The organism is Yoonia sp. JB2-21 (assembly GCF_055693545.1).
Genome location: NZ_JBVFUC010000001.1, coordinates 2,744,926 through 2,768,573, shown reverse-complemented (window position 1 = coordinate 2,768,573; position 23,648 = coordinate 2,744,926). Strand labels below are relative to the sequence as shown.

26 protein-coding genes and 1 riboswitch are annotated in these 23,648 nt (G+C 55.9%); of the genes, 6 read left to right on the top strand and 20 right to left on the bottom strand.

The features are described 5' to 3' along the window. Window positions 1–469 precede the first annotated feature (469 nt). Window positions 470–1,126: a VPLPA-CTERM sorting domain-containing protein gene (locus ACZ1G5_RS13940; protein WP_472733415.1), complete on the top strand. Its 657-nt coding sequence runs from the start codon at window positions 470–472 to the stop codon at window positions 1,124–1,126. A gap of 188 nt (window positions 1,127–1,314) precedes the next feature. On the opposite strand, the gene rpsA is transcribed toward ACZ1G5_RS13940, so the two are convergent. Continuing rightward, entirely contained in the window at window positions 1,315–2,988 is a 1,674-nt protein-coding gene (gene rpsA / locus ACZ1G5_RS13935; protein WP_472733414.1) for a 30S ribosomal protein S1, read from the bottom strand. Window positions 2,989–3,393: 405 nt separating this feature from the next. Between rpsA and ACZ1G5_RS13930 the strand changes: the two genes are divergently transcribed. Further along, window positions 3,394–4,137: a DUF6683 family protein gene (locus tag ACZ1G5_RS13930; RefSeq protein WP_472733413.1), complete on the top strand. Its 744-nt coding sequence runs from the start codon at window positions 3,394–3,396 to the stop codon at window positions 4,135–4,137. A 78-nt stretch (window positions 4,138–4,215) separates the two neighbouring features. Here ACZ1G5_RS13930 and ACZ1G5_RS13925 read toward each other — a convergent pair whose 3' ends face one another. The 15 genes from ACZ1G5_RS13925 to miaB all read right to left on the bottom strand — a co-directional run bounded on the left by ACZ1G5_RS13925 (window position 4,216) and on the right by miaB (window position 17,391). After that, window positions 4,216–4,707, bottom strand: coding sequence for an SRPBCC family protein (locus ACZ1G5_RS13925; RefSeq protein WP_472733412.1), 492 nt, complete (start codon window positions 4,705–4,707; stop codon window positions 4,216–4,218). Beyond that, complete coding sequence (locus tag ACZ1G5_RS13920; RefSeq protein WP_472733411.1) at window positions 4,691–5,029, bottom strand: ArsR/SmtB family transcription factor; 339 nt, start codon at window positions 5,027–5,029, stop codon at window positions 4,691–4,693. Before ACZ1G5_RS13920 ends, ACZ1G5_RS13925 begins: the two co-directional genes overlap by 17 nt. 83 nt (window positions 5,030–5,112) lie before the next feature. Next, entirely contained in the window at window positions 5,113–5,739 is a 627-nt protein-coding gene (locus tag ACZ1G5_RS13915) for a CatA-like O-acetyltransferase (RefSeq protein ID WP_472733410.1), read from the bottom strand. A 134-nt stretch (window positions 5,740–5,873) separates the two neighbouring features. Next, the gene (locus ACZ1G5_RS13910; RefSeq protein WP_472733409.1) at window positions 5,874–6,710 is read right to left on the bottom strand and encodes a type 2 periplasmic-binding domain-containing protein; all 837 of its coding nucleotides are present in this window, start codon (window positions 6,708–6,710) and stop codon (window positions 5,874–5,876) included. Further along, the gene (locus ACZ1G5_RS13905; protein ID WP_472733408.1) at window positions 6,700–6,831 is read right to left on the bottom strand and encodes a hypothetical protein; all 132 of its coding nucleotides are present in this window, start codon (window positions 6,829–6,831) and stop codon (window positions 6,700–6,702) included. Before ACZ1G5_RS13905 ends, ACZ1G5_RS13910 begins: the two co-directional genes overlap by 11 nt. A 508-nt stretch (window positions 6,832–7,339) precedes the next feature. Continuing rightward, complete coding sequence (locus tag ACZ1G5_RS13900) at window positions 7,340–7,858, bottom strand: hypothetical protein (protein WP_472733407.1); 519 nt, start codon at window positions 7,856–7,858, stop codon at window positions 7,340–7,342. Between the two features lie 84 nt (window positions 7,859–7,942). Continuing rightward, entirely contained in the window at window positions 7,943–8,551 is a 609-nt protein-coding gene (gene cmk, locus ACZ1G5_RS13895) for a (d)CMP kinase (protein ID WP_472733406.1), read from the bottom strand. After that, window positions 8,548–9,900 carry a 3-phosphoshikimate 1-carboxyvinyltransferase gene (aroA, locus tag ACZ1G5_RS13890; RefSeq protein ID WP_472733405.1) on the bottom strand — a complete coding sequence of 451 codons (1,353 nt, stop codon included), beginning with the start codon at window positions 9,898–9,900 and terminating at the stop codon, window positions 8,548–8,550. Before aroA ends, cmk begins: the two co-directional genes overlap by 4 nt. A 95-nt stretch (window positions 9,901–9,995) precedes the next feature. Further along, window positions 9,996–10,709, bottom strand: coding sequence for a tRNA (guanosine(46)-N7)-methyltransferase TrmB (trmB, locus tag ACZ1G5_RS13885; RefSeq protein ID WP_472733404.1), 714 nt, complete (start codon window positions 10,707–10,709; stop codon window positions 9,996–9,998). A gap of 69 nt (window positions 10,710–10,778) precedes the next feature. Continuing rightward, window positions 10,779–11,960: a methionine adenosyltransferase gene (gene metK / locus ACZ1G5_RS13880; RefSeq protein WP_472733403.1), complete on the bottom strand. Its 1,182-nt coding sequence runs from the start codon at window positions 11,958–11,960 to the stop codon at window positions 10,779–10,781. Between the two features lie 7 nt (window positions 11,961–11,967). Then, a riboswitch (SAM-SAH riboswitch) is annotated at window positions 11,968–12,015 on the bottom strand. A gap of 33 nt (window positions 12,016–12,048) precedes the next feature. After that, the gene (gene lnt / locus ACZ1G5_RS13875) at window positions 12,049–13,548 is read right to left on the bottom strand and encodes an apolipoprotein N-acyltransferase (protein WP_472733402.1); all 1,500 of its coding nucleotides are present in this window, start codon (window positions 13,546–13,548) and stop codon (window positions 12,049–12,051) included. Beyond that, entirely contained in the window at window positions 13,541–14,428 is an 888-nt protein-coding gene (locus ACZ1G5_RS13870; RefSeq protein WP_472733401.1) for a transporter associated domain-containing protein, read from the bottom strand. Before ACZ1G5_RS13870 ends, lnt begins: the two co-directional genes overlap by 8 nt. A gap of 33 nt (window positions 14,429–14,461) precedes the next feature. Continuing rightward, window positions 14,462–14,950 carry an rRNA maturation RNase YbeY gene (gene ybeY / locus ACZ1G5_RS13865; protein ID WP_472733400.1) on the bottom strand — a complete coding sequence of 163 codons (489 nt, stop codon included), beginning with the start codon at window positions 14,948–14,950 and terminating at the stop codon, window positions 14,462–14,464. Further along, window positions 14,947–15,948 carry a PhoH family protein gene (locus ACZ1G5_RS13860; RefSeq protein WP_472733399.1) on the bottom strand — a complete coding sequence of 334 codons (1,002 nt, stop codon included), beginning with the start codon at window positions 15,946–15,948 and terminating at the stop codon, window positions 14,947–14,949. The genes ybeY and ACZ1G5_RS13860 overlap by 4 nt, the downstream gene beginning before the upstream one ends. Before the next feature lie 135 nt (window positions 15,949–16,083). Continuing rightward, the gene (gene miaB, locus ACZ1G5_RS13855) at window positions 16,084–17,391 is read right to left on the bottom strand and encodes a tRNA (N6-isopentenyl adenosine(37)-C2)-methylthiotransferase MiaB (protein WP_472733398.1); all 1,308 of its coding nucleotides are present in this window, start codon (window positions 17,389–17,391) and stop codon (window positions 16,084–16,086) included. Between the two features lie 111 nt (window positions 17,392–17,502). Here miaB and ACZ1G5_RS13850 point away from each other — a divergent pair, with 111 nt between their 5' ends. Next, window positions 17,503–18,366, top strand: a complete 864-nt coding sequence (locus ACZ1G5_RS13850; RefSeq protein WP_472733397.1) for a hypothetical protein — start codon at window positions 17,503–17,505, stop codon at window positions 18,364–18,366. Here the strand turns inward: ACZ1G5_RS13850 and ACZ1G5_RS13845 are convergent. After that, on the bottom strand, window positions 18,305–18,838 hold the full coding sequence (locus ACZ1G5_RS13845) for an REP-associated tyrosine transposase (RefSeq protein ID WP_472733396.1): 534 nt from the start codon (window positions 18,836–18,838) through the stop codon (window positions 18,305–18,307). The two genes, ACZ1G5_RS13850 and ACZ1G5_RS13845, sit on opposite strands and share 62 nt — an antisense overlap. 80 nt (window positions 18,839–18,918) lie before the next feature. Beyond that, window positions 18,919–19,335 carry a Fur family transcriptional regulator Irr gene (gene irr, locus ACZ1G5_RS13840; RefSeq protein ID WP_472733395.1) on the bottom strand — a complete coding sequence of 139 codons (417 nt, stop codon included), beginning with the start codon at window positions 19,333–19,335 and terminating at the stop codon, window positions 18,919–18,921. Window positions 19,336–19,484: 149 nt separating this feature from the next. Here irr and fabA point away from each other — a divergent pair, with 149 nt between their 5' ends. From fabA to ACZ1G5_RS13825, 3 genes are read left to right on the top strand one after another with little or no spacing between them, the layout of a single operon-like run. Then, entirely contained in the window at window positions 19,485–19,994 is a 510-nt protein-coding gene (fabA, locus tag ACZ1G5_RS13835) for a bifunctional 3-hydroxydecanoyl-ACP dehydratase/trans-2-decenoyl-ACP isomerase (protein WP_472733394.1), read from the top strand. A gap of 42 nt (window positions 19,995–20,036) precedes the next feature. Further along, window positions 20,037–21,266 carry a beta-ketoacyl-ACP synthase I gene (gene fabB / locus ACZ1G5_RS13830; RefSeq protein ID WP_472733393.1) on the top strand — a complete coding sequence of 410 codons (1,230 nt, stop codon included), beginning with the start codon at window positions 20,037–20,039 and terminating at the stop codon, window positions 21,264–21,266. Between the two features lie 4 nt (window positions 21,267–21,270). Continuing rightward, window positions 21,271–22,062, top strand: coding sequence for an enoyl-ACP reductase FabI (locus tag ACZ1G5_RS13825; protein WP_472733392.1), 792 nt, complete (start codon window positions 21,271–21,273; stop codon window positions 22,060–22,062). Between the two features lie 76 nt (window positions 22,063–22,138). Here the strand turns inward: ACZ1G5_RS13825 and ACZ1G5_RS13820 are convergent, their stop codons facing one another. Next, window positions 22,139–23,002 carry a DUF1963 domain-containing protein gene (locus ACZ1G5_RS13820; RefSeq protein WP_472733391.1) on the bottom strand — a complete coding sequence of 288 codons (864 nt, stop codon included), beginning with the start codon at window positions 23,000–23,002 and terminating at the stop codon, window positions 22,139–22,141. Between the two features lie 77 nt (window positions 23,003–23,079). Beyond that, window positions 23,080–23,514, bottom strand: a complete 435-nt coding sequence (locus tag ACZ1G5_RS13815; protein WP_472733390.1) for an FKBP-type peptidyl-prolyl cis-trans isomerase — start codon at window positions 23,512–23,514, stop codon at window positions 23,080–23,082. Window positions 23,515–23,648: the final 134 nt, after the last annotated feature.

Genomic DNA, 23,648 nt, shown 5'->3' with positions numbered 1-23,648 from the left:
TGGCCTCCCAACCAGCAAGCAAACACACGCTGCAGGTTTGTTCCTGCTTATCAAAGACTATAGGCAGTTTGCAGCGGCGACGAAATACCGCGATTGCAACGTTTTCATTCAAATACCGACACATTAGCGAACTAATCTAGGTGGATTCGGCAAATTATTCGCTGAATACGCAACTTCTCGCTAATCGTACTGCCCCGACCCGCAACCCGATTCGGCTTCAACTCGACTCTTTCTCCGGGCCCAACGACCGATGGAGTGTAGCTGCACAACAGCGCCACAACCGGGCCGTGCATCACATCACTTTCTTTCACATCGCAAGTGATGACCGCCGAAACAATGCGCCTAAGGACGACGGACTGTCCCTGATCCGCCAGCTATAAAGGGCTCAGATATCATACTTGTTGTCTGACTCGGCTGGGGATGTGATACCAGTTTGGCAAGTGTACTGACGAGTTAGGTGTAAGAAGAGATGAAGTGTTTGAAAAAGTCCGTGCTGACGGCCTGCGCAGTGTTCTTTGCAACCAGCGTAAATGCAGCAACTGTTGTAAACGGCAGCTTCGAGGACATCGGCAACGGTGACCTGAACAGAAATGGTTGGAATATTTTCAATTCTGTTCCCGGTTGGACCGGCAATCCAAACATCGAAATCCAGTCCAACAACACTTTGGGTTCGATTGACGCGCACGAGGGCAGCCAATATGCCGAACTGGATACCAATCAGGACGCGGGCATTTCACAAGATATCGCGCTCGGTGCTGGAACCTATAGCCTGAGCTTTTGGTATAGCCCCCGCGTCAACGCCGACCCGACCACGACCAATGACATGTCATATTCCGTTGTTGGTGCAGCTGAAACCTACATAAACAACATCGTCACCGGAGCACCAAACCCGCTCTACCCACATGGGACATGGACGAACATTCTTTCTTACTTCACCCTCGATAATGATGAGACGATCACGCTGTCTTTTGAGGCGATGGGTGGATCACGGTTCAACGGATGTGGCAACTGCGGCGCATTGATTGACGATGTGTCAATCGCAGCGGTGCCGCTGCCAGCAGGTGTGCTCTTGATGCTGACCGCGATTGGCGCCTTTGGTTTCGCGCGGCGGCGCACCACAGTCTAAAACCTAACCTGTTCAGGATTTTTAAGAGGGGTGGCATGTGCCGCCCCTTTTTCGTTGGAGCCGGCAATGGCAAAGCGCAGACGATAGCGTGATATGATCGGCCCAGCCTGCTCTACTATCTACGCAAAAGAAAACCCCGCCACAGTTGCCTGCGGCGGGGTCAATTCTTGCACTGATGCGCAGGTGACTTATTCGTCGCCCTTCAGAGCCGCACCAAGGATATCGCCCAAGGATGCACCAGAGTCGCTGGAGCCATACTGCTCAACCGCTTCCTTCTCTTCTGCAATCTCGCGCGCTTTGATCGACAGACCCAGCTTACGGGTCTTGCTGTCGATGTTGGTTACACGCACGTCAACCTTGTCGCCCACGCCGAAGCGCTCTGGGCGCTGCTCGGCACGATCACGGGACAGGTCAGAGCGACGGATGAAGGATTTTGCACCTTCATAGTCGACTTCAATGCCGCCATCTTCGATCTTGGTCACTTCAACAGTGATGACCGAACCGCGCTTCACACCGCCAACGGCTTCTGCGAACGGATCACCGTCAAGCGCCTTGATGGAAAGCGAGATACGCTCTTTCTCAACGTCGACTTCAGCGACTTTGGCCTGAACCACGTCACCTTTGCGGAAATCACCGATGACGTCTTCGCCGCGGCCTTCCCATGTCAGGTCAGACAGGTGAACCATGCCGTCAATGTCGCCTTCAAGACCAACAAACAGACCGAATTCGGTGATGTTCTTGACCTCGCCTTCAACCTCAGTGCCCTCAGGGAACTGCTCTGCAAAGACTTCCCATGGGTTACGCTGTGTCTGCTTGAGACCAAGGGAAACACGACGCTTCGCGCTGTCAATCTCCAGAACCATGACTTCCACTTCCTGCGAAGTGGAAACGATCTTGCCGGGGTGTACGTTTTTCTTTGTCCAGGACATTTCAGACACGTGCACCAGACCTTCAACGCCAGCTTCCAGCTCAACAAACGCACCATAGTCGGTGATGTTTGTCACGCGGCCCTGATGTACGGAACCGAGTGAGAATTTGGCTTCAACAGCATCCCATGGATCATCCTGCAGCTGCTTCATGCCAAGGCTGATACGGTGGGTTTCTTTGTTGATCTTGATGACCTGCACCTTGATCGTCTCACCAATGGTCAGGATCTCGGATGGGTGGTTGACCCGGCGCCATGCCATGTCTGTGACGTGCAACAGGCCGTCAACACCGCCCAGATCAACGAACGCACCGTATTCGGTGATGTTCTTGACGACGCCGTCAACTTCCTGGCCTTCGGTCAGGTTGCCGATCACTTCGGCACGCTGTTCGGCACGTGATTCTTCAAGGATTGCACGACGCGATACAACGATGTTGCCACGACGACGGTCCATTTTCAAAATTTGGAATGGCTGCTTAAGACCCATCAATGGGCCCGCATCACGCACAGGGCGGACATCAACCTGAGAGCCCGGCAAGAACGCCACGGCGCCGCCAAGGTCCACAGTGAAACCACCTTTGACGCGGCCAAAGATTGCGCCATCGACGCGCTCTTCGTCAGCATATGCTTTTTCCAGACGATCCCATGCTTCTTCACGGCGCGCCATCTCACGAGAGATAACAGCTTCGCCGCGGGCGTTCTCAACTTGACGCAGGAACACTTCGACAGTGTCACCAACAGCCAATTCAGCCTCTTCACCGGGATTTGCGAATTCTTTGATATCGACGCGGCCTTCCATCTTGTAGCCCACGTCGATGATGGCTTGGCCCGCTTCGATTGCGATCACCTTGCCTTTGACAACTGACCCTTCAGCGGGTGTGTCCATTTCGAAGCTTTCGTTCAAGAGTGCTTCAAACTCTTCCATTGTGTTAGCCATGTGGCGTCGTTTTCCTAACGTTTGGTTTTATACGGGCCGTGCGGTTGTCTCCGCCGGTCTTTGGATTGCGGTTTGGTCTGGCATCTTTCGCCGAACATAAAACAACAGGGCCGGCAACTTACCGACCCCGCTCAAGTCTCACGTCCGCGCCTGTCTCGACACTTCGACAGAGCGGCGTATAGGCTGGTTTGTTCATGTTTGCAAGGGGGTCGCGGCACCTGGGGTTTCTTTCGGGCCCTCACCATTATGCTGGCTATGAACCAACAAAAAACCGGGGAAATACCGATCCTCTACAGTTGGCGGATTGGTGCCACCATCTCCGGCATCTGCCCGAAATTCTTTACAGAAACAGCTCGCATCATATCCTCGGAGTATATTGTCAGAGTCAGTTTCCGAGGTACACCAATGAAACGCAAGGTTTTTATCGCTACTTTTACTGCCCTTGTCGGGCTGCAATCACCCGCAAATGCCCAATATATGGACATGTTCAACAGCGCCAATATGGCTGGCGTCAATATCGCCGGGACCGCCAGTGTAAACGCAGCGATTGGCAAGTCAGCAAATATCGCCAGCCGCAATACAACAACCGAGGACTGGGTCGCACCTGCGGACCGGGCGCAGCAATATCAACCAATCAGGTACTCCATGGATCATTCAGTCCGCGTCGGCGTCGTCAAAACCTATATCGACAGAGCCCGTAGAATTGATGCCGCCGAAGGTGAAGCCTTGGCGCAGGTCTTTGCCACACGGGATATGTTTGGCGAAACCCGCGGCAACATGCGGGCCTACGGGTTGGACATCGACGATCTGGGCGACGTCGTGACGGCCTTTTGGGCCGTCAATTGGGGGGCCGTGCATCAGTCCGGACGCCCGAGCAGAGCGCAAGTCAGAGGGCTGCAAGCACAGATCCATCGGGCGTTGGCAGGCAGCCAAATGTCGAGCCGCAATTCGTCAGCGGGGCTTCAGCAAATTGCCGATGATATGCTGGTGCGCATGATCCTGATTGACGGTGCCGTCGAACAAGGGCTGCGCGAAGGCAACACAAGGCTGCTGCAAGACGTCAGCAACAACGTGCGGCAAACCACATTGATACAAATGGGGTTCGACCTCGGCACGCTGAACCTGACATCAAACGGTTTCGAAAGATAATGAAGGGCGACGGGCTATTCCGCCCGGTCCCCGTATCATCGACCCGCTACGCAGCCATGCAAGGAAGGTCCGAAATTTTCAGCCGTTGCCAATAAGCTCTGCCAACTTGTCGAACGCTTGGGTCCAACCACCCTCGCCCTGACTACCGGCCGGCACACCTGCATGGGTCATAGTCATGACCGTTTGCCCACCTTGCGTTGACAGTTCCACGGTCACTTCCGTGGTGTCCGGCGTACCTTCGGGCATACCCATTGTCTGCGGGGACAGGACATTGCCATCCGCGTCGCACATGCTTTCGGTGTAAACCAGACGGCTAGGCGCAGAGACCTCTTTATAGACCCCGGTGAACCACATCGTCATGGTACGGTCCGGGCGCTTCATTTCCATGCAAATATTGCGGACACCGCCAACGCTGACGTCCATGTCCGCGACCGGCACTGAAAAGCCGATGGGACCATACCACTTCTGGAACTTCGCGGGGTCGGCCCACATCTCCCAGACGGCCGCGATTGAGGCATCGAAACGCCGCTCGATTGTCACCCATTCCGCCATATCAGTCATCCTCCACATCTTTCATTTCTTGCAATATCGCCGCCATCTTATCGAACCGTGCATCCCAAATATGCCGATATTGCTCGGTCCATCCCGCCACCGCTGCCAGCGGTTCAGGGTTCAACGTGCAAGGTCGAAACTGCGCGTCGCGCCCGCGCGACACCAGATTTGCACCTTCAAGAACGCGAATGTGCTTTGAAACAGCCGGCAAGCTCATCTCAAATGGTTCGGCCAATTCATTCACCGTTGCCTCCCCTTTCGCCAGACGCGCAAGGATTGCGCGGCGGGTCGGGTGGGCAAGCGCCGAAAAAGCGGCATCAAGTTGCGCGACACTAGTCATACAGGCACTATTAAACTAACTGGTTAAATAAACAAGCAGCCGATTTTCAGTGACCCAAACGGACCCAACAAAGATCCGTCGCCTTAGATCCGCAAAAGCGCGTCTTGAACCGCGTTGAAATAGGCCCCGACCTGCGCACCATCGACCAAGGCGTGATGGACTTCCAGCGTCATCGCCATGTCCCAGACACCGTCACGTTCGACAAACTTGCCCCACGTCACACGTGGTATACAGTCATCAGGTCCGGGCAGCGCATTATTGATCGATGTATAGTCCAGCCAAGGCATGCAAGACAGATAAGCCAGGTCATCACGCTCTCCGCTATTGGCTTGCAGAACGCCACCTTTTGCAGTTTCGTCGATTAGCGCCTTTGCTTGCGCATCAAAGCGCGCGAAATCTGGCACATATGGCACGTATGCGTAGCCAAAACTGCCCGCCTCCGTGGGCACGGTCATCGACAGCGTCACCATGTCATGCGCAACAACAACGTCATTTCGAAATCGCATGCAAAGTTCGGGCACGGCATGCAGTCCCGCCCCGATAGCATAAAGGCATGCACGATAGGGTGAGACGCCTTGCGCCTTCCGCACCATCACACGCGTCACATCAAGGCGGGAGGTCGTCGCGTAATGCGGACGATCGTAGCTGCGGAAGAAGTGAAATTGTGCCGCGCGCGGCCAGTTTTCAAGGTCAACGATCTGATGGGCCATAGCGATATTCTATGTCAGATTTATGATAGCAGAAACAGGAAAAACATCCATGTCTTCGACAAAAAGATCGCAAAATGTAAACAGCGCCATCACTCGTCTAATCGCGCTGTTTCACGTTTCTGTTCATCTGCGCACTAGCGGAACAGCAATGTATCCTGCAAGGCATCAAGGTTGGCCCGATACTCCGCAATTGCGCGGTCGCCCGGAATATCAAGTGCGGCAGCCGTTTCAATCCAGCCATCAACACGCTCTTGCGATACCTGCGCCAGTTCATCCAGAACGTCAGTATCTGCTTTGACGGTGTTCAGGCCTGTGGTCAGCATGTGCGACCGGTGCCCGTTATCAAAAGCATCCCAAGACGCTGAGCGATGTGCCAGAAATTCACCGGAAATCGAGGCAATCGCAACTTGATCATCGGCTGAAATCTGGTTCCACGCATCGTTCGACAAAAAAACCGAGAACGTGGGCGTGTAAAGACCATTGTCCACTTCGGTCACTGTGCGGTCTTCTTTCCAGACACCAACAGCACGGGCAGCACCATGGGCCATAAAGAACGTCAGCGTGCCATTTGCCGCTTCATCCTGCGCCATCAACTGCATTTCGGTTTCTTCGCGCACAGCCGCGGGGCCGCGCGTGTCCAAGCCAACAAAATATGGCACCGCATAATTATTCATGTCAGCGATGCCCTGATAGGCTTCGACCGGCTGATCACTCAGACGCCAGATATGCGCCGCTGGCGCGGCAACAAAGCCAAGCACCTTAGCTTCATCGAAGTAATCCGTTTTGGACAGATAATCCTCGTGCAAGTTCCACAAAGACACCGCCGTTTGCTCGGCTGTGCCTCCCATCAATGGGATCATCGGCAACTGCAAAAGCGAATGACTGTCTTCAAGGTAACCGTTGAAAATGTAGGCACCATCGACCGCGCCAGAGGTGACCAGATCTAGTTGGACTACCGGATCACGGTTCATCACGGGGGTCTACGAACTGAACACGTCCATCGGTCACTTCGGTGATCTGAGCAAGATAGATATCAATGATCCCGCTGTTCATAATGAACTTTGGCGCAGAGGTTTTATTGAAAGTAAACACCAAAGGTCCCGTTTGCGTTGCTGCAACTTCGGTGGCCGGCGCAGCCTCTGCCTCAGCCGCTTCTGCGGCCTCTTCGGTTTCGGCCTCAACGACCGGTCCGGCAACAGCTGCAACGACGGTTTCGCCACTACGACAAGGAACTTGAAGACGCTGTCCAATGAAAATCAGGTTTGGGTTGGGGCCAATAACATCGAGGTTGGCATTGTACAGCGCCTCAAAAACTGTGCTGCCATAGGCCCGTTTGCTTATGCCACTTAACGAACCGCCGCCAACGACGGTGTAGACTTGGCCACATGTGATAGGTGCATGCTTTGGGCTTAAACTACCATTGGCATCGTGCTGGCAACACGTGCTGCAATCGCACTACGGGTGAACGTCATACTCATCTAAACACTCCACTGACAAAAAAACCAAAAACATGCGGAAATCACCTGATCTGCAACATTTGCACATACGAATGTTAGAGATCGAAGTTGACAATATTATGGCTGAGGGGTCCTGCCGCGCGTCAAATATCCTGACCGCGCTCCAACAGGTCCTCGATCAGTTTACGCTGCAAGTCCGCGCTGTCACCGGCCCCAAACTGCGCCGCCCCGCCGCTATAAAGCGTGCCGTAGGTCGTGGCGATATTGACCGTCTGCGCCACACCGGAAATGAATTGATCACGCTCCAGTTCTTTGAACGGATGAATAAAGACGCCCCATAAACGGCCTTGCGCCACTGCATAGCGCGCATCCAACGCACTATCAAAATTGGCCTGCATGACCCGCTGCATTTCTTCTGGCGTCATGGTTTCGGCAGACCGAATGGGCACCATCGCCCGCATACGGTTGGCCCCAACATCGGTGACAATCAGGACAGGCACATCATCAATCTGAAAAGCAAACCCCGTCCCTGATGGGACTGCCTCGGGATCAAGGGCAAGAACAATCTCTGCCATCCGGTTCAGGGTCATGTGCGGCTCAGCGTCTTGGGCGTGAACCGAAGCGGGCAACAAAAAAGCAATCAAAGCGAAAACGCGGATCATCAGGCAAACTCCTTTGCTTTAACCGTAAGACGAAATATCCCAGACACCAAAGCAAGCTTTAGTGAAACTCTGCAACACGCCGGCCTATCCCCATGCGGCAGCGACGACTTCAACTGCTCTTGCCACCGCTTCGTCGATCGCAAGGTCGGTGGTATCAATGAGAACTGCGTTTGATGCCGGCAACAACGGGGCGGTCGCACGATTGCGATCTCGCGCATCACGCTCTTTGACATCCGCCAAGACAGTCTCAAGCGTGACATCCATACCCTTGCCGGACAATTCGTGAAAGCGGCGCTCTGCACGGCGCTCTGGGCTGGCTGTTATGAACAGCTTCACATGCGCATCCGGGCAAATCACCGTTCCAATATCGCGACCATCCAGCACGGCACCATCAGGCCGCGCTGCAAACCTGCGTTGAAAGACCAAAAGCGTGTCGCGCACTGCCGCGATCACCGCAATTTCGCTCGCAGCCTGAGCAACCTGCGGTGTGCGCAGCGTGTCATCTTCCAGATCAACAGGATCAAGCGCCTTTGCCGCGACAACCGGATCATCACCTGACAACACCTTGGCACCCACCGCTCGGTACAAAAGCCCCGTATCGAGATGGGCAAAGCCAAAGTGCGCGGCAACCGCCTTTGAAATCGTTCCCTTGCCAGCCGCGGCAGGGCCGTCAATGGCAACGGTAAAGCTCATGTGTTCGTACGGACCAATTGTGCACCCAGGCGACCCATCAAATCTTCAAAAATCGGAAAAGACGTCGCAATTGGACTGCCATCATCAACGCTCATCGGTTTTTGCGTCGCCATGCCCATCACCATAAAGGCCATCGCAATGCGGTGATCCAGTTGGCTCGCCACGGTCACCCCTCCGGGCACATTGCCGTGACCCAAACCCGTGACTTTCCACCAATCGGGGCCGTCCTCAACACTCACCCCGGCGGCCCGGAGCCCTTTGGCCATTGCATCAATGCGGTCACTTTCCTTGACCCGCAGCTCTTTGACCCCCTGCATGTCAGTCACACCTTGGGCAAAGGCGGCGACAACGGACAGCACGGGATACTCGTCAATCATACTGGCCGCACGCGCCGGCGGCACGGCAATGCCTTTCAGGTCAGGCGAAAACCTGGCGCGCAGATCGGCAACAGGCTCGCCTCCTTCTTCGCGCATGTTCTCATAGACCAGATCAGCGCCCATGTCCTGCAACGTGGTGAACAAACCCGCACGCGTCGGGTTCAACCCGATATTTGGCACCAGCACATCAGAACCCGGCGTGATAACTGCGGCACAAACGGGAAATGCGGCCGAAGAAGGATCGCGCGGTACCACGATCGACTGTGGCGTCAGTTCAGGTTGACCATTCAGCGTAATCACGCGCCCATCATCGGTTTCTTCCACCGTCAGCGTTGCGCCAAAGCCTTGCAACATCCGTTCGGTATGATCGCGGGTCGCTTCCTTCTCGATCACGACAGTCTGGCCCGGTGCGTTCAGACCAGCCAAAAGGACCGCAGATTTCACCTGCGCCGATGGCACGGGGACGGTGTATCGGACGGGCACCGGATCAGCGGCGCCGACAAGTGTCATGGGCAAGCGCCCACCCGACCGGCCCACGGTTTGCGTGCCAAAAAGGGCCAGCGGATCAGTCACACGGCCCATCGGACGGCTATTCAAAGATGCATCACCGGTAAAAGTAACCGAAATCGGCGACGTCGCCATCGCGCCCATGATCAAGCGCACCCCAGTCCCGGAGTTCCCGCAGTCAATCACCTGATCCGGCTCGGCAAAACCGCCAACACCAACGCCCATGACGGTCCATTCGCCGTTGCCGTGGTTGGTCACCGTGGCACCAAAGGCTTGCATCGCTTTTGCCGTATCCAGAACGTCCTCACCCTCAAGCAACCCAGTGATATGGGTCTCGCCGATGCAAAGCGCCCCAAGGATTAATGAACGGTGCGAAATGGACTTGTCGCCCGGAACATGTGCCTCGCCTTTCAGGGGTCCACAGGGGCGCGATGTCATAGGGATCGGGGTGCCGTGACCGGACATGTCTCATTCCTTCCAAGTTCGGGCAGTTGATAACGCAGGGCTTTGGCAGGGTCCATCACCGCAAACGTCATCCGGCCAACAATTATTCGGGCGACTTACACCCGGCGAAACGTCAGATAGTGCGGCGTACGCCCCTCACGAAGCGCTTTTTGTTCATAGCGGGTCGACACCCAATCGGCCCAGGGTTGCCGCCAATCATCCGGCCGCTCGGCCAACCACGTAAATCCATGTGCGGGCACTTGCTCCAGCGTCTGGCGCACATAGTCCTGAATGTCCGTGGCAACACGCAACTCAGCGCCCGGCTTCATCACCCGATGCAACGGGGCCAGATGCTCAGGCGTGACAAAACGCCGGCGATGATGCCGTTTTTTGGGCCACGGGTCGGGATAGTTCAGGAATACCTTCGACAATGTCGCATCCGGCAAAACATCGAACAAGTCCCTGACGTCACCGGGGTGAACGCGCAAATTATTGACGTCGGCCTTGCGAATTTTCCCCAGCAACATGGCCACACCGTTGATAAAGGGTTCACACCCGATCAACCCAACATCAGGATTGGTCTGGGCCATATGAACCAAATGCTCGCCACCACCAAAGCCGATCTCAAGCCAGATGTCGCGGTTCGGAAATACCTGTGTCAAATCAAGCGGCAGCCGGTCAGGATTTTCCTCCCAACTGATCGGGCCAGGGGACAGCGGCGCAAGGTCATTTTCAAGATAGTCATGCTGCGACGCACGGATGGTCTTGCCCTTGAAACGGCCATAAAAATTGCGCCAGGGCGCACCGGAAGGATGTCTGGTGTTTGTCATAGGCCGGGCTTTAGCAAGCGTGGGCTGCTTTCGCAATCGGCGGGTGGACCACAGCCCACCCCGCCTTGATCAAACGGCGCGCTTCAGCGCCTCAACCAGATCGGTACGTTCCCAGCTAAATCCGCCATCTGCGTCAGGTGCGCGGCCAAAGTGCCCATAGGCCGCTGTGCGCTCATAAATTGGCTTGTTTAGCCCAAGATGCTGGCGAATTCCGCGCGGTGTCAGATCCATCACCTCGGCAATGGCGCGCTCGATCTCAGCGGGCGCAACGTCACCGGTGCCATGCGTGTCAGCGTAGATCGACAACGGCTTGGCCACGCCAATCGCATAGCTCAGCTGGATCGTGCAACGCTCTGCCATCCCGGCAGCGACGACGTTCTTGGCCAGATAGCGGGCGACATAGGCCGCCGACCGGTCCACCTTGGTCGGATCTTTGCCGGAAAACGCGCCGCCGCCATGCGGGGCAGCGCCGCCATAGGTATCAACGATAATCTTGCGTCCGGTCAGACCGGCATCACCGTCGGGCCCGCCGATGACGAAAGTTCCCGTCGGGTTGACCCACCATTCGGTCTGAGGCGTGATCAGGCCATCTGGCAGTACCTCGCGGATATAGGGCTCAACAATGGCCCGGATATCCGCGCTGGTTTGGCTTGCGTCGCGGTGCTGCGTTGACAGCACAATCTGTGTAACCTCAACCGGCTTACCATCTTCATAGCGCAGTGAAACCTGACTTTTGGCGTCCGGGCGCAGGGTCTCTTCCTGACCGGATTTGCGCACTTCGGCCAAACGGCGCAAAATAGCATGGGCATATTGGATCGGGGCCGGCATCAATTCTGCGGTTTCAGTTGTGGCATAACCAAACATGATACCCTGATCGCCGGCACCTTCGTCTTTGTCCTTTGCAGCATCAACGCCTTGCGCGATATGGGCGGATTGCTGGTGCAGCAGGTTCGTAATCTCGCAGGTTGCGTGGTGGAACTCATCCTGCTCGTAGCCGATATCCTTGATACAGGCGCGCGCGATATCCTCAACCCGGCCCATGTAGTCCTGAAGCTTTGATTGATCCGACAGGCCAACCTCGCCACCGATCACCACGCGGTTTGTTGTTGCGAAAGTTTCGCAGGCAACCCGTGCTTCAGGTTCTTCGGTCAGGAAAGCATCAAGGATCGAGTCAGAAATCCGATCGCATACTTTGTCAGGATGACCTTCAGAAACAGATTCCGAGGTGAAGATATAGTTTTGACGTGCCATGAGGATGTGCTCCATTGATATTTTCTGCCACGTCAGGAAGCCGTTGTGACAGAACCAGACACCCGCATAGGGGGTGCCTATCGGAACGTCAATCGCTATTGCGTCGGGCCGTTGCGTAAGCGCCAAACATTAACAAAAGCACACATACGATCAGCGGTATGTCGCCCCAACGGCTATACAGCGTCGCGAGGGCAATAGGCGGCAATGCCACATCAAGGATACCGTCAACGCCCAACGGCAGAGAGGCAATCAGGCGGCCCTTGGCGTCAATCATTGCGCTGATCCCTGTATTGGCGACGCGCACCATCGGCAGACCTTGTTCAATGGCGCGCAGCCGCGCCTGTGCAAGATGCTGATGCGGTCCGGCTGCTTGCCCAAACCATGCATCGTTCGTGATCAGCAAAAGCAACCGTGGGCGCGTTGCGCCATAGCTGATTTCTTCGGCAAAGATACCCTCGTAGCAAATCAGAGGGACAGCCGCACCAATCCCCGGCAGATCAATAGGCCCTGTTTGCTGGCCCGGGGTGAAACCTGACCCGAGATTGCGCGCCAGTCCTGCCGCACCCACTTGTCCCAAAAGCCGCGCCCCGGGGATATATTCGCCAAACGGCACAAGGTGACGCTTGTCATAAATGCTCTGCACCAGCCCATCGGGCGCCATCACCACAAGGCTGTTATAGGCGCGGGCCTCAGCGTCGCGCCGTTGGATACCAAAAACCAATGGTGCCCCGCGTGCGGCACCGGCAAGCAGGCTAAGATCGTCGTCAATGTGATTAAGCAAATAGGCAATCGCCGTTTCCGGCCATACAACAAGGTCGGGCACATCGCCTTGACCGGTCAAGGTCAGCAAGCGGTTCAGGAACACGTCACGATAGGCAGGATCCCATTTTTGATGTTGCGGTGCATTTGGCTGAACAAGCCGCACAACCGGCAGATCATCAGCAGGTGCAATGGCGGGACCGGGGCGCACCACAAAAGACAAGGCCACAAAAAGCCCCAGCACAACCAATCCCGCAACTCTTTGGCGTCCAGCCAGCAGGGCTATGGCCCAGCCGCAGACAATTGTGATCAGCGTCAACAGATGTGGGCCACCAACGGATGCAAGTTGGGCAAGTCCTGTCGAGACCCAGACATGACCCAGCAACGCCCAGGGAAAACCTGTCAGGATCAATGATCGCAGGATTTCCGACCCAACCAACATCACGGCAAAAAGAAAGGTGCTTCCGGGGGCAAGCCGGGCGGCCACGCTCGCGGCAAGCGCCCAAAAAAGGGCACCCCCTGCCCCCATCAAAAACAACGCGAAAGGGGCCATCCAGCCATGCGTCGCGATGTCCACCATGAATGGTTCAACAATCCAGCGCAGGCTGAAAGCAAAATAACCAAATCCAAAGGCCCAGACATGAAACGCCGCCTGACGGCGGTCAACGCTGCCGGGATACATCCAAAACAGCAGCCCAAGGGCCGCAACGGTCGCAATCCAGAAATCAAATGGGGCCTGCCCCAAACCCGCGACCACGCCCAACACCGCCAGCAGGGTAAATCGAAACCACCACGGGCGGGTCGCGAACTGCGCGCGCATCTCAGCCATTGCTGGCGGCAGGCAGACGCACGCGCAAACGCTTTACCCGGCGCGGATCGGCATCAACGACCTCAAATTCGGGACCATCGGGATGAACAATCACTTCGCCCCGCGCAGGCAAGTGCCCAGCCAGCAGTGTTACCAGGCCGCCCAACGTATCAATCTCTTCCTCATCAATTTCCTCGGGGTCAGTCAGCGCCATGCCGATTTCGGCCTCAAAGTCATCAAGATCAGTGCGCGCCTGTGCCAGATAGCAACCCGGTTTTTCCATGATCCAGCTTTTGACTTCTTCAATGTCATGCTCGTCTTCGATCTCACCCACAACCTGCTCGATGACATCTTCGATTGTAACCAACCCATCGGTGCCGCCATATTCATCAATCACAAGAGCCATATGAATACGCTCTGCCTGCATCTTCTGCAGCAGCACACCCAAGGGCATAGAGGGCGGGACATAAATCAGGGGCCGAACCATTTCGCGCAGGTTCATTGTCGGGCCTTTGCCGTTGAAGCCATGCAACAATGCAAAGTCCTTCAGGTTTGCGGTCCCAATTGGCGTATCAAGGGTGCCATCGTAAACAGGGACGCGGGTCTTGCCACTTTCGCGGAACACCTCGACCAATTCATCTTTGGTAATGCTCAGCGGCACGGCAACAATGTCGGGCTTAGGCACAGCCACGTCCTCAACCCGCATCCGACGCAGGTTCAGCATCCCCAGCACGGAACCGGCTGCCTTCAACACTTCTGAGGGTGTCTCTTCGTGCACTTGCGGGGTCGCGGGGGGCCGAAACGCCCGGGCAAGACGGGACAACAGCCCCGGAGTTTGATTGGTCTGATCGATTTGCGCGCTTTGCGCTGCGATAGACGGTGCGTCGTCAGTGTCGCCCATTTTATCCTTACCTATGCAGGTCTTCTGACCCGGTCATTCCCTATATGGGTCAGGAATACCCAATTTGCCAAGTATCTCTGTTTCCAACCCTTCCATCAGGGTGGCGTCACGGTCACGCTCATGATCGAACCCCAGTAGATGGAGCGTGCCATGAATAAGTAAATGAAGGGTATGATCGCGCATTGGTTTGCCGGCACCATCGGCTTCCTTGGCGCAGGTTTCAAAGGCGATTGCGATGTCACCCAACTCAGTATCTTTGCCCGGTTGCGGCGGAACCGGCATTTCGCCATCCATCGCGGGCGCACGTTCATCTGACGGCCAGCTTAACACATTTGTCGGCCTTGGTTTGCCCCGAAAATCTTCGTTCAAGGCAGCAATCCGGGCGTCGTTGCAGGCCAGCAGGCTGATTTCAAAGGCGGATGGCTCAATCCCCAATCGCTCAAGCACCGCGTCGGTCGCAAGCTGGGCCATCTCTTCGATGTCAGCCCAACGCTTGTCCTCAACCAAACAATCCACGGTCACTTGGGATCATCCGCCTCATAAGCTTCGATGATCGCGGCAACCAACGGGTGACGGACCACATCTTTAGATGTGAAGTAGTTAAAACTGATCTTGGGAATATTCTTCAGCAAACGTTCCGCATCCCAAAGACCCGAATTTACGCCACGCGGCAGGTCGATCTGCGTCCGGTCCCCAGTGATCACCATACGCGAACCTTCGCCCAAACGGGTCAAAAACATCTTCATCTGCATGGTCGTGGCATTCTGCGCCTCATCGAGCACAACAAATGCGTTTGAAAGCGTCCGACCACGCATAAAGGCAAGTGGCGCAATTTCGATCACCTTTTCCTCAATCATTTTGGCGGATTGCTTGCCCGGCAGAAAATCATTCAGCGCGTCATAAAGGGGCTGCATATAAGGATCGACTTTATCCTTCATATCGCCGGGCAGATAGCCCAGCTTTTCGCCCGCCTCGACAGCGGGACGGGACAGGATGATCTTGTCCACATGGCCGCTAATCAGCATGTTCACACCGACGGCGACAGCCAGATAGGTTTTGCCGGTACCCGCCGGGCCAATGCCAAACGCCAGTTCTTTGTCGAAAAGCGCTTGCACATAGGCCTTTTGCGCATCTGTGCGCGGCTCGACCAGCTTCTTGCGGGTCTTGATCTCGACCCGGGCGGTCTCGCCTTTGAACAGTTCAATTTGGTCGCCATCAGGAACCTGCTCGGGGGCCATACGCAGCTCACGGTCCAGATCACCGGGTTCCAACGCGCGGCCCGCCTCCAGACGGCTATAGAGCGCTTGCAAAACCTGCGTCGCTTCATCGCGCGCATCATCATCGCCAATCACGGCAAGCTGATTGCCGCGGCGCAGAATTTGCACGTCGAGTTTATCTTCGATGGTGGTTAGGTTGCGGTCATATTCACCGCAAAGGTCAATCAGCAGAAAATTGTCCGGGAATTCTAACAGAGCTTCTGTCGCAGCGTCAGCGGGTGGGGTCAGGGCACCAGTGGCCAATCATCTCTCCTTTTGCATCTATATGTAGGTATCGTGGCGGGTCCGACCGCAAGGCGCAAGGGAACAATCCGAAATGTCGCAGGATTGATACAAAAAACGGATGGTTCATAGGGTAAGGTGGATTATCAATCCACCTTACATCAAAGCACCCTTCAGCGAATTGGGACTGTCCTCAACAATGCGCACGCGGCGCACCTGGCCCAGCACATCCGCCGGCGCATCAGCATAAACCGCATGCAAATACTCGGACTTACCGATCATCTGCCCCGCTTCGCGTCCCGCCTTTTCAAACAACACCTTGACCTCACGACCCACCATAGACGCCTGCGTTTCTTGCTGTTGCTGTCGCAGCAATGCCTGCAGTCGCTGCAAGCGGTCGTGCATCACATCCTCCGGCAATTGCGGCTTTTCAGCTGCCGGTGTGCCCGGACGGGTCGAGTATTTGAACGAATAGGCCTGCCCATAGTGGACATCGCGGACCAACTGCATCGTGTCCTCAAAATCCTCTTCGGTTTCACCGGGGAAACCCACGATGAAATCGCCCGATAGCAAAAGATCTGGCCGCGCTGCGCGAATCCGCTCGATCAAACGCAAATAGCTGTCGCCCGTGTGTTTGCGGTTCATCGCCTTGAGAATACGATCCGACCCCGACTGCACAGGCAAATGCAGGTACGGCATCAGCTTGTCGCAGGTACCATGCGCCGCGATCAGCGCATCATCCATGTCGTTGGGATGCGATGTAGTAAAGCGGATACGCTCCAACCCATCGACCTTGTCCAAGGCCCAGATCAGCCCCGCCAAGCCACCCTCGTGCCCGTGATAGGCATTCACGTTCTGGCCCAAAAGCGTGATTTCCTTCACACCGCTTTCGACCAATTCCTCCGCTTCGCGGAGAATCCGATCAGCGGGGCGCGAAACCTCTGCCCCACGGGTGTAGGGCACCACACAAAAGGCACAAAACTTGTCGCACCCTTCCTGCACCGTCAAAAACGCGGTCGGGCCACGCTTGGCTTTGGCACGCGTCTTGAGCGTTTCAAACTTATCATCATCGGGAAAATCAGTGTCGAGCGCCTTCGCACCCGTCTGAATAGCATCATCCATCGCAGGCAGCCGGTGATAGCTTTGCGGGCCAACGACCAGATCCACCATCGGCTGACGTTTGATGATTTCCTCGCCCTCGGCTTGGGCCACACAGCCCGCGACACCGATCTTCAGATCAGGGTTTGCGGCCTTGAGCCCCTTAAAACGACCCAACTCGGAATAGACCTTTTCTGCCGCCTTTTCGCGAATATGGCAGGTATTGAGCAGAATCATATCCGCGTCATCAGGCGTCTGCGTCTCGACATAGCCCTTGCCGCCCAGCGCTTCGGCCATGCGTTCACTGTCATAGACGTTCATCTGACAGCCATAGGTCTTGATATATAGCTTTTTGGGCGTGGACATCGGGCAGGCTCATGGGTTGGGAATATCGATGCCTTCTAACGACTTGGCCGATTGCTTGCAATGCGGGCCGATATCGCCGAATCTGCGCAGACTGTTGAGGATCGCACAGCCATGCACTACCCTTCTCTGGCCGCGTTGACGCATGACGCCAAATGGACGCTCAAGAGCGGGTCCATCGCACTGATCCTGATCGAAGATGATGTGGCCGTCGCCGAGACAATCGCTCATCACATGCGCGCACGCTTTGCCAACATGATCGCCTTTTGCGCGGCGGATCAGGCGCTTCCGGCAGATGTGCCCGACACCCTGCACCGCGTCGATTTTGACGTCAGCGCGGATGACGCACTGCAAGAGATCACAAATGCGATGATCAAGGCCGCACCCGGTGAATGGCTCTACTACGGTTATAACGCGGAATACCTGTTCTACCCTTTCTGCGAACACCGCAGTGTGGGGGAAATGCTGGGTTTCATGACCGAAGAACGGCGCGACACCGTCATGGCCCATATGATCGACCTCTACGCCAAAGACCTGAGCGCGCATCCCAGCGGGGTCGACCGCGACAGCGCGCATTTTGACAAATCCGGCTACTACGCCTTGGCCCGCGAAAGTGCGGATGGGGAAACACTGGAACGACAGATCAACATCTTCGGCGGATTGCGGTGGCGGTTCGAGGAACACATCCCCAAGTCGCGCCAACGCACCGACCGCATCGCGTTTTTCCGCGCGCAGCCGGGACTGCAAATGTTGGCAGACCGGTCGTTTAATATTGACGAATACAACACCTACGCCTGCCCATGGCACAACAACCTGTCAGCCGCGATTTGTTCGTTCCGAACGGCCAAAGCGCTCCGGCGCAATCCCGGCAGTCGCGCGGTTATTGATACGTTCCACTGGCCGCAGTCCGAACCATTCAGCTGGCAATCGCAACAGCTCTTGGATTTGGGGCTGATGGAGCCCGGACAGTGGTTCTAGGCGTACGCTGCTTTTGATGATGAAGTGAGCAGTAAGGCCAATCGCTGGGTTTCTTGGCAAGGCCCGCATGAATGGGTGCGGACCGGATCAGGTGCATATGCAACGCCAGGTCGTCCTCGTCTCGGATCACATGTTCCCAAAACCGACGCTGCCAGATCCCCTTTTCACCACGCCTGCGATGGCTCTCCGGAATATGCGCCGGCGCCGGTGCATGACGGGAAAAGCCGGATTTGATCATCCGCCAACGCTTGGAAAAATCGGCATCGCCTTCTGGTAAGGTCCAAATCATATGCAACTTGTTGGGTAAGATCACGGCTGCATCAATCTCAAACGGCCAGCGTTTACGGCAGAGCCTCGTGGCATCCCGCAGCAGATCAATATGCGTCACCAGCAGGTCAGAATGCTGATTCTGCAAGCGAACGGTAAAGAAATAAGTGCCGCCAGGCACGCGAAGACGGCGATAATTCGACATCCCGCCAGCGTCATGCAGCAAGGTTAATTAAGCGTAAAACTGATCGAAAAGGTAAGGTGGATCATGATCCACCTTACATATCAGGTCCGGCGCAACCGGATCACCACGTCAACAGACGCAATCTCTGCACCCTCCGGCGCATCCGGCAAATGGCTGATCTCAAGCTGATCGGCGGGTGCATCGGTCAGCTTTGCCGTATCTTCCCAATAAAAATGCGGGTGGTCTGACATGTTGGTATCAAAATAGCTTTTCGATCCATCCACCGTAATTTCGCGCATCAGGCCCGCGTCGCAAAAGGCGCTCAGCGTGTTGTAGACCGTGGCAAGCGAAACCTTCTCATCCGTATTGGACGCGGCTTCAAACAGGCTTTCTGCTGTGACATGCCGGTTCTGCCCGTCACCAACAAGAAGCGACGCCAAAGTCATGCGCTGACGCGTCGGACGAAGCCCGGCCCCGGCCAACCAATCTGCACTGCGTTGTGTTTCGATGTCGCTCATATCACTCATCTTGATAACTATTCTCATCTATATGGGAAAAATATCCCCCGGATCAAATGAAATTCGTCATAAAACCGGCAGACTTGCTCTCATAAACCGCTCAGTGCTAGAGGTCATTTGACGCAGTCAAGAAGAATGAGACCAGCAAGATGGCGGATTATCCCACCCATTTCGACAAAGAAGACCTGCTCAAATGCGCTCGCGGAGAGCTGTTTGGCGCAGGCAACGCCCAACTTCCTGCCCCACCAATGCTGATGATGGACCGGATCACGGATATCTCTGGCGATGGCGGCGAACATGGCAAAGGTCATGTTGTCGCGGAATTTGATATCACACCAGATCTGTGGTTTTTCGACTGCCACTTCCCCGGCAACCCCATCATGCCCGGGTGTCTTGGTCTCGATGGTCTGTGGCAACTGACGGGCTTCAACCTTGGTTGGCGCGGCTGGCAGGGACGTGGCTATGCGTTGGGTGTGGGCGAGGTCAAACTGACCGGTATGGTCCGCCCTGATCGCAAGATGCTGACTTATAAAATCGACTTCACCAAAGCGATCCAAACCCGCCGCCTGACGATGGGCGTGGCGAACGGCATTGTTGAGGCCGACGGCGAGGTCATCTATCAGGTTACCGATATGAAAGTCGCCTTGTCCGAGAGTTAAGCCCTCGTACAGACTGACGTCCAAGCATTAAGGGAGGTGCCCATGCGCCGTGTTGTTGTCACAGGTCTCGGGATCGTATCACCGATTGGGAACACCGCTGACGAAGTTCTTGCCGCCCTCAAGGCAGGCAAATCCGGGATCGAAGCCTCGCCCGAAATGGTCGAACACGGCTTTCGCAGCCAAATCGCGGGAACGCTTAAGATCGACATCAGCGAGCATGTGGACAAGCGCACCTTGCGTTTCATGGGGCCCGGTGCCGCCTATGCGCATATCGCAATGGGTCAGGCGATAGCGGACGCCGGCTTGGGCGAAGATGACGTCGTCAACCCAATGACCGGGCTGATCGCGGGGTCCGGCGGGCCATCCACTTCGGCCATCTTGACCGCGCATGAAGTTGTCAAAAATACCGGTGCGACCAAACGGATTGGCCCTTTTGCTGTGCCAAAGGCGATGTCCTCAACCGTGAGCGCCAATCTTGCGACGGCCTATAAAATCAAAGGCATGAATTTCTCGATCACCTCCGCCTGCTCGACCTCATTGCACTGTATCGGCATGGCCGCACAACAAGTCGCTTTGGGCACCCAAGACATCATGTTTGCAGGCGGCGGGGAAGAGCTCGACTGGACGCTGTCTTGCCTCTTTGACGCGATGGGCGCCATGTCGTCGAAGTATAATGACACACCAGAGAAGGCGAGCCGGGCCTTCGACGCAGATCGCGACGGGTTCGTGATTGCTGGCGGCGGTGCGATGGTCGTGCTGGAAAGTCTAGAAAGCGCGCAAGCGCGTGGCGCGAAAATCTACGCCGAAGTGACCGGCTTTGCCGCTACATCCGACGGGGCTGATATGGTCGCCCCCTCGGGTGAAGGCGGCGAACGGGCGATGCGCGGGGCGCTCAAGACACTCCCAGACGATCGCAAGATAAGCTATATCAACGCCCATGGCACATCCACACCCGTTGGCGATGTGGGCGAGGTTGAAGCGGTGCGCCGCGTCTTTGGCCAAGGGACAACGCCCCCGATCAGCTCCACCAAGTCGATGACGGGTCACAGCCAAGGGGCGACAGGCGCACAAGAAGCCATCTATTGCCTTTTGATGCTGGAGCATGACTTCATCGCGCCGTCTATCAACGTCGAAACGCTCGATCCGGCACTTGATCCGGCTGAAATCGCAACGGATCTGGTTGAAAACGCGGGGCTGGATACTGTGATGACGAACTCTTTCGGGTTCGGCGGAACCAACGGCTCCATGCTGCTTTCCAAGTTCAAAGGTTAAACAAATGACGATATCCATGCAGGGCAAACGCGGGTTGATCATGGGGGTCGCCAACGAACGATCCATCGCATGGGGTATCGCCAAAGCCATGGCCGAAGCGGGCGCAGAACTGGCGTTCACCTATCAAGGCGAAGCCTTTGGCAAACGTCTTGAACCGCTCGCACAGTCCGTGGGGGCAGATATCATGGTTGATGTCGACGTGAACGACGACGCCAGCATGGATGCAGCCTTTGCCACGCTCAAGGACCGCTGGGGCACACTTGATTTCGTGGTGCACGCGATTGCCTTTTCTGACAAGTCAGAGCTGACCGGGCGTTTCATCAATACCAGCCGCGACAACTTCAAGAATTCGCTGGCGATCTCATGCTATTCCTTCATCGACGTGGGACGGCGCGCAGCAGAGCTGATGCCAGATGGCGGCACCCTGCTGACGATCACTTTTCAGGGATCCAATCAGGTTGTGCCATTCTACAACGTCATGGGCGTCGCCAAGGCGGCGTTGGAATCCGCAACGCGCTATCTGGCCAATGATCTGGGGCCACAAGGCATCCGCGTGAACGCGATCAGCCCCGGCCCCATGAAAACGCTTGCCGGTGCAGCCATCGGCGGCGCGCGCAAGACTTACAAACACGCCGACCAGAACGCGCCACTTGGCAGCAACGCGACGCTCGAGGCCGTGGGCGGTACCGCCGTCTATCTGGCATCTGATGCGGGCGCATGCACAACCGGAGAGATCATCCGCGTGGATGGCGGTTATCACGTGCTGGGCATGCCGCAGATTGGGAATATCGGGTAGGCTGGCGGAGCATCAGTGAACGTAGAGGCCGATTTTCTACTTTGCGAGTGGCCGGTTTTCGTTCTACGCGCGCTCACTAACGAGTTCGTTCAGAGACGTAAGCGCGTTCGAAATTTCGAATTTCTAGTTCGTTTAGTGAAATCCAAAAAGTAATCGAAATCATTTCACCATGTTGGAACCGTAGGTCCGGGTCGCTGGCAATTGTCAGCAAAGGTAGATCTCTTTTGTCTGCATTTGACCTCGAACCTTCGCTTGCCTCGCCCCCTATGCAGTGCATAGCGAAATGGCTGGAGCAGCCCGGCACAATCGCTCGCCCACGATCCTTGCGCGTTGTGCGGTCCAAATTTTTGTATCGGTCCTGATTTAATTTCGTAGCAGCGCTCCGGAACGCTGCATTTGGGAAAAGATCGTACTCCCAACTCTCAACTGGTTCAAAATTGAACGCCCAGCGTTCATATCCCTCTGTGGGGTCCAAAGTGTAAAAATATGATACGTCTTCTTCTGAGCGGTGTTGAGGTAGCGTCGGCATTTTGCGCACCGCAACATTGGAGGTGTCGTCTGGGCAGTAGATGACTTTCCCAGAATCCGGAGGCGTGTCGCATGCCGGAGCAATCATAGGATCAAAAAAGAAGAACAGACTTCCCGTTTTTGGTAATGGCAAAGTATCCTCGTTTGGAACTGACGCGAGATCTATTTGCCCAAGAAAATGCATCGGTGCCTGTCGTTCTCCGAACGCACTAAACCAAGGCCATTCGAAGTGTTCTGGCAAAGTAGGCTCTCCGCCAAACCAGCATCCTTTGGCACCTTCATCATCCTGTGAGGGACACTTGCGCAAATGGATGCCTGTACGCTTCGCGGCATCCAACATGCTTGAAAGTTCATCCGGGGCCGGTTGGCGTTTCCACTCTGCCTCAATGGCCTCTTGCTCAGCCTCGTTCATTGCCACCTCATTTGGACCTTTAAATCCTTGCTCGGGCGCGGTGCAGCATCGGTCAGAATGGGCTCAAACCTGACCTCTCACCCCGCATCAATCCCCACAATCTCAATCGCAAAATTCAGATCCTGACCGGCAAGCGGATGGTTCGCATCCAGCGTCACTTCGGTCTCTGTCACCTCGGCGACGGTCACAGGCACAACCTGCCCTTGCGGCGTCTGCATCTGCAACTGTGTGCCCACCTCGCAAGGGATCTCTGCCGGGATCTGGTCGCGCGGCACGGCCTGACGGGCATCGGGATTGCTTTGCCCATACGCCTGATCACAAGGCACGTTCACGTCCTTCTTGTCACCAACGGCCATACCGGGGATCGCGGCGTCCAGTCCTTTGATAATCTGGCCTGATCCGACCACAAACTCCAAAGGATCGCGTCCTTCGGAACTGTCGAACATTTCGCCGCTATCAAGGGTGCCGACATAAGTGATCCGAACGGTATCGCCTGCTTTTGCTTGGCTCATAAAACTGGTGCTTTCTTTGGAAAGGAAAATATTCGCGGGCACGCTAAGCGCCCGGTGACCACATTGCAAACGCATTGCCTCTTTTCGCACAGGCGCGCCCGTGACACGATGCAAAGTGACTAGCGGAGGATCCG

Coding starts and splice junctions, on each gene's coding strand:
- rpsA (WP_472733414.1), bottom strand. CDS start 2,988: ATGGCTAACACAATGGAAGAGTTTGAAGCACTCTTGAACGAAAGCTTC.
- ACZ1G5_RS13920 (WP_472733411.1), bottom strand. CDS start 5,029: ATGACTAGTGTCGCGCAACTTGATGCCGCTTTTTCGGCGCTTGCCCAC.
- cmk (WP_472733406.1), bottom strand. CDS start 8,551: ATGAGCTTTACCGTTGCCATTGACGGCCCTGCCGCGGCTGGCAAGGGA.
- ACZ1G5_RS13925 (WP_472733412.1), bottom strand. CDS start 4,707: ATGTGGAGGATGACTGATATGGCGGAATGGGTGACAATCGAGCGGCGT.
- trmB (WP_472733404.1), bottom strand. CDS start 10,709: ATGACAAACACCAGACATCCTTCCGGTGCGCCCTGGCGCAATTTTTAT.
- ACZ1G5_RS13870 (WP_472733401.1), bottom strand. CDS start 14,428: ATGGGCGACACTGACGACGCACCGTCTATCGCAGCGCAAAGCGCGCAA.
- ACZ1G5_RS13820 (WP_472733391.1), bottom strand. CDS start 23,002: ATGAACGAGGCTGAGCAAGAGGCCATTGAGGCAGAGTGGAAACGCCAA.
- ACZ1G5_RS13915 (WP_472733410.1), bottom strand. CDS start 5,739: ATGGCCCATCAGATCGTTGACCTTGAAAACTGGCCGCGCGCGGCACAA.
- ACZ1G5_RS13930 (WP_472733413.1), top strand. CDS start 3,394: ATGAAACGCAAGGTTTTTATCGCTACTTTTACTGCCCTTGTCGGGCTG.
- irr (WP_472733395.1), bottom strand. CDS start 19,335: ATGAGCGACATCGAAACACAACGCAGTGCAGATTGGTTGGCCGGGGCC.
- fabB (WP_472733393.1), top strand. CDS start 20,037: ATGCGCCGTGTTGTTGTCACAGGTCTCGGGATCGTATCACCGATTGGG.
- lnt (WP_472733402.1), bottom strand. CDS start 13,548: ATGGCTGAGATGCGCGCGCAGTTCGCGACCCGCCCGTGGTGGTTTCGA.
- ACZ1G5_RS13825 (WP_472733392.1), top strand. CDS start 21,271: ATGACGATATCCATGCAGGGCAAACGCGGGTTGATCATGGGGGTCGCC.
- ACZ1G5_RS13815 (WP_472733390.1), bottom strand. CDS start 23,514: ATGAGCCAAGCAAAAGCAGGCGATACCGTTCGGATCACTTATGTCGGC.
- fabA (WP_472733394.1), top strand. CDS start 19,485: ATGGCGGATTATCCCACCCATTTCGACAAAGAAGACCTGCTCAAATGC.
- miaB (WP_472733398.1), bottom strand. CDS start 17,391: ATGTCCACGCCCAAAAAGCTATATATCAAGACCTATGGCTGTCAGATG.
- metK (WP_472733403.1), bottom strand. CDS start 11,960: ATGGCACGTCAAAACTATATCTTCACCTCGGAATCTGTTTCTGAAGGT.
- ACZ1G5_RS13845 (WP_472733396.1), bottom strand. CDS start 18,838: ATGTCGAATTATCGCCGTCTTCGCGTGCCTGGCGGCACTTATTTCTTT.
- aroA (WP_472733405.1), bottom strand. CDS start 9,900: ATGTCCGGTCACGGCACCCCGATCCCTATGACATCGCGCCCCTGTGGA.
- ACZ1G5_RS13940 (WP_472733415.1), top strand. CDS start 470: ATGAAGTGTTTGAAAAAGTCCGTGCTGACGGCCTGCGCAGTGTTCTTT.
- ACZ1G5_RS13910 (WP_472733409.1), bottom strand. CDS start 6,710: ATGAACCGTGATCCGGTAGTCCAACTAGATCTGGTCACCTCTGGCGCG.
- ACZ1G5_RS13850 (WP_472733397.1), top strand. CDS start 17,503: ATGCACTACCCTTCTCTGGCCGCGTTGACGCATGACGCCAAATGGACG.
- ACZ1G5_RS13900 (WP_472733407.1), bottom strand. CDS start 7,858: ATGATCCGCGTTTTCGCTTTGATTGCTTTTTTGTTGCCCGCTTCGGTT.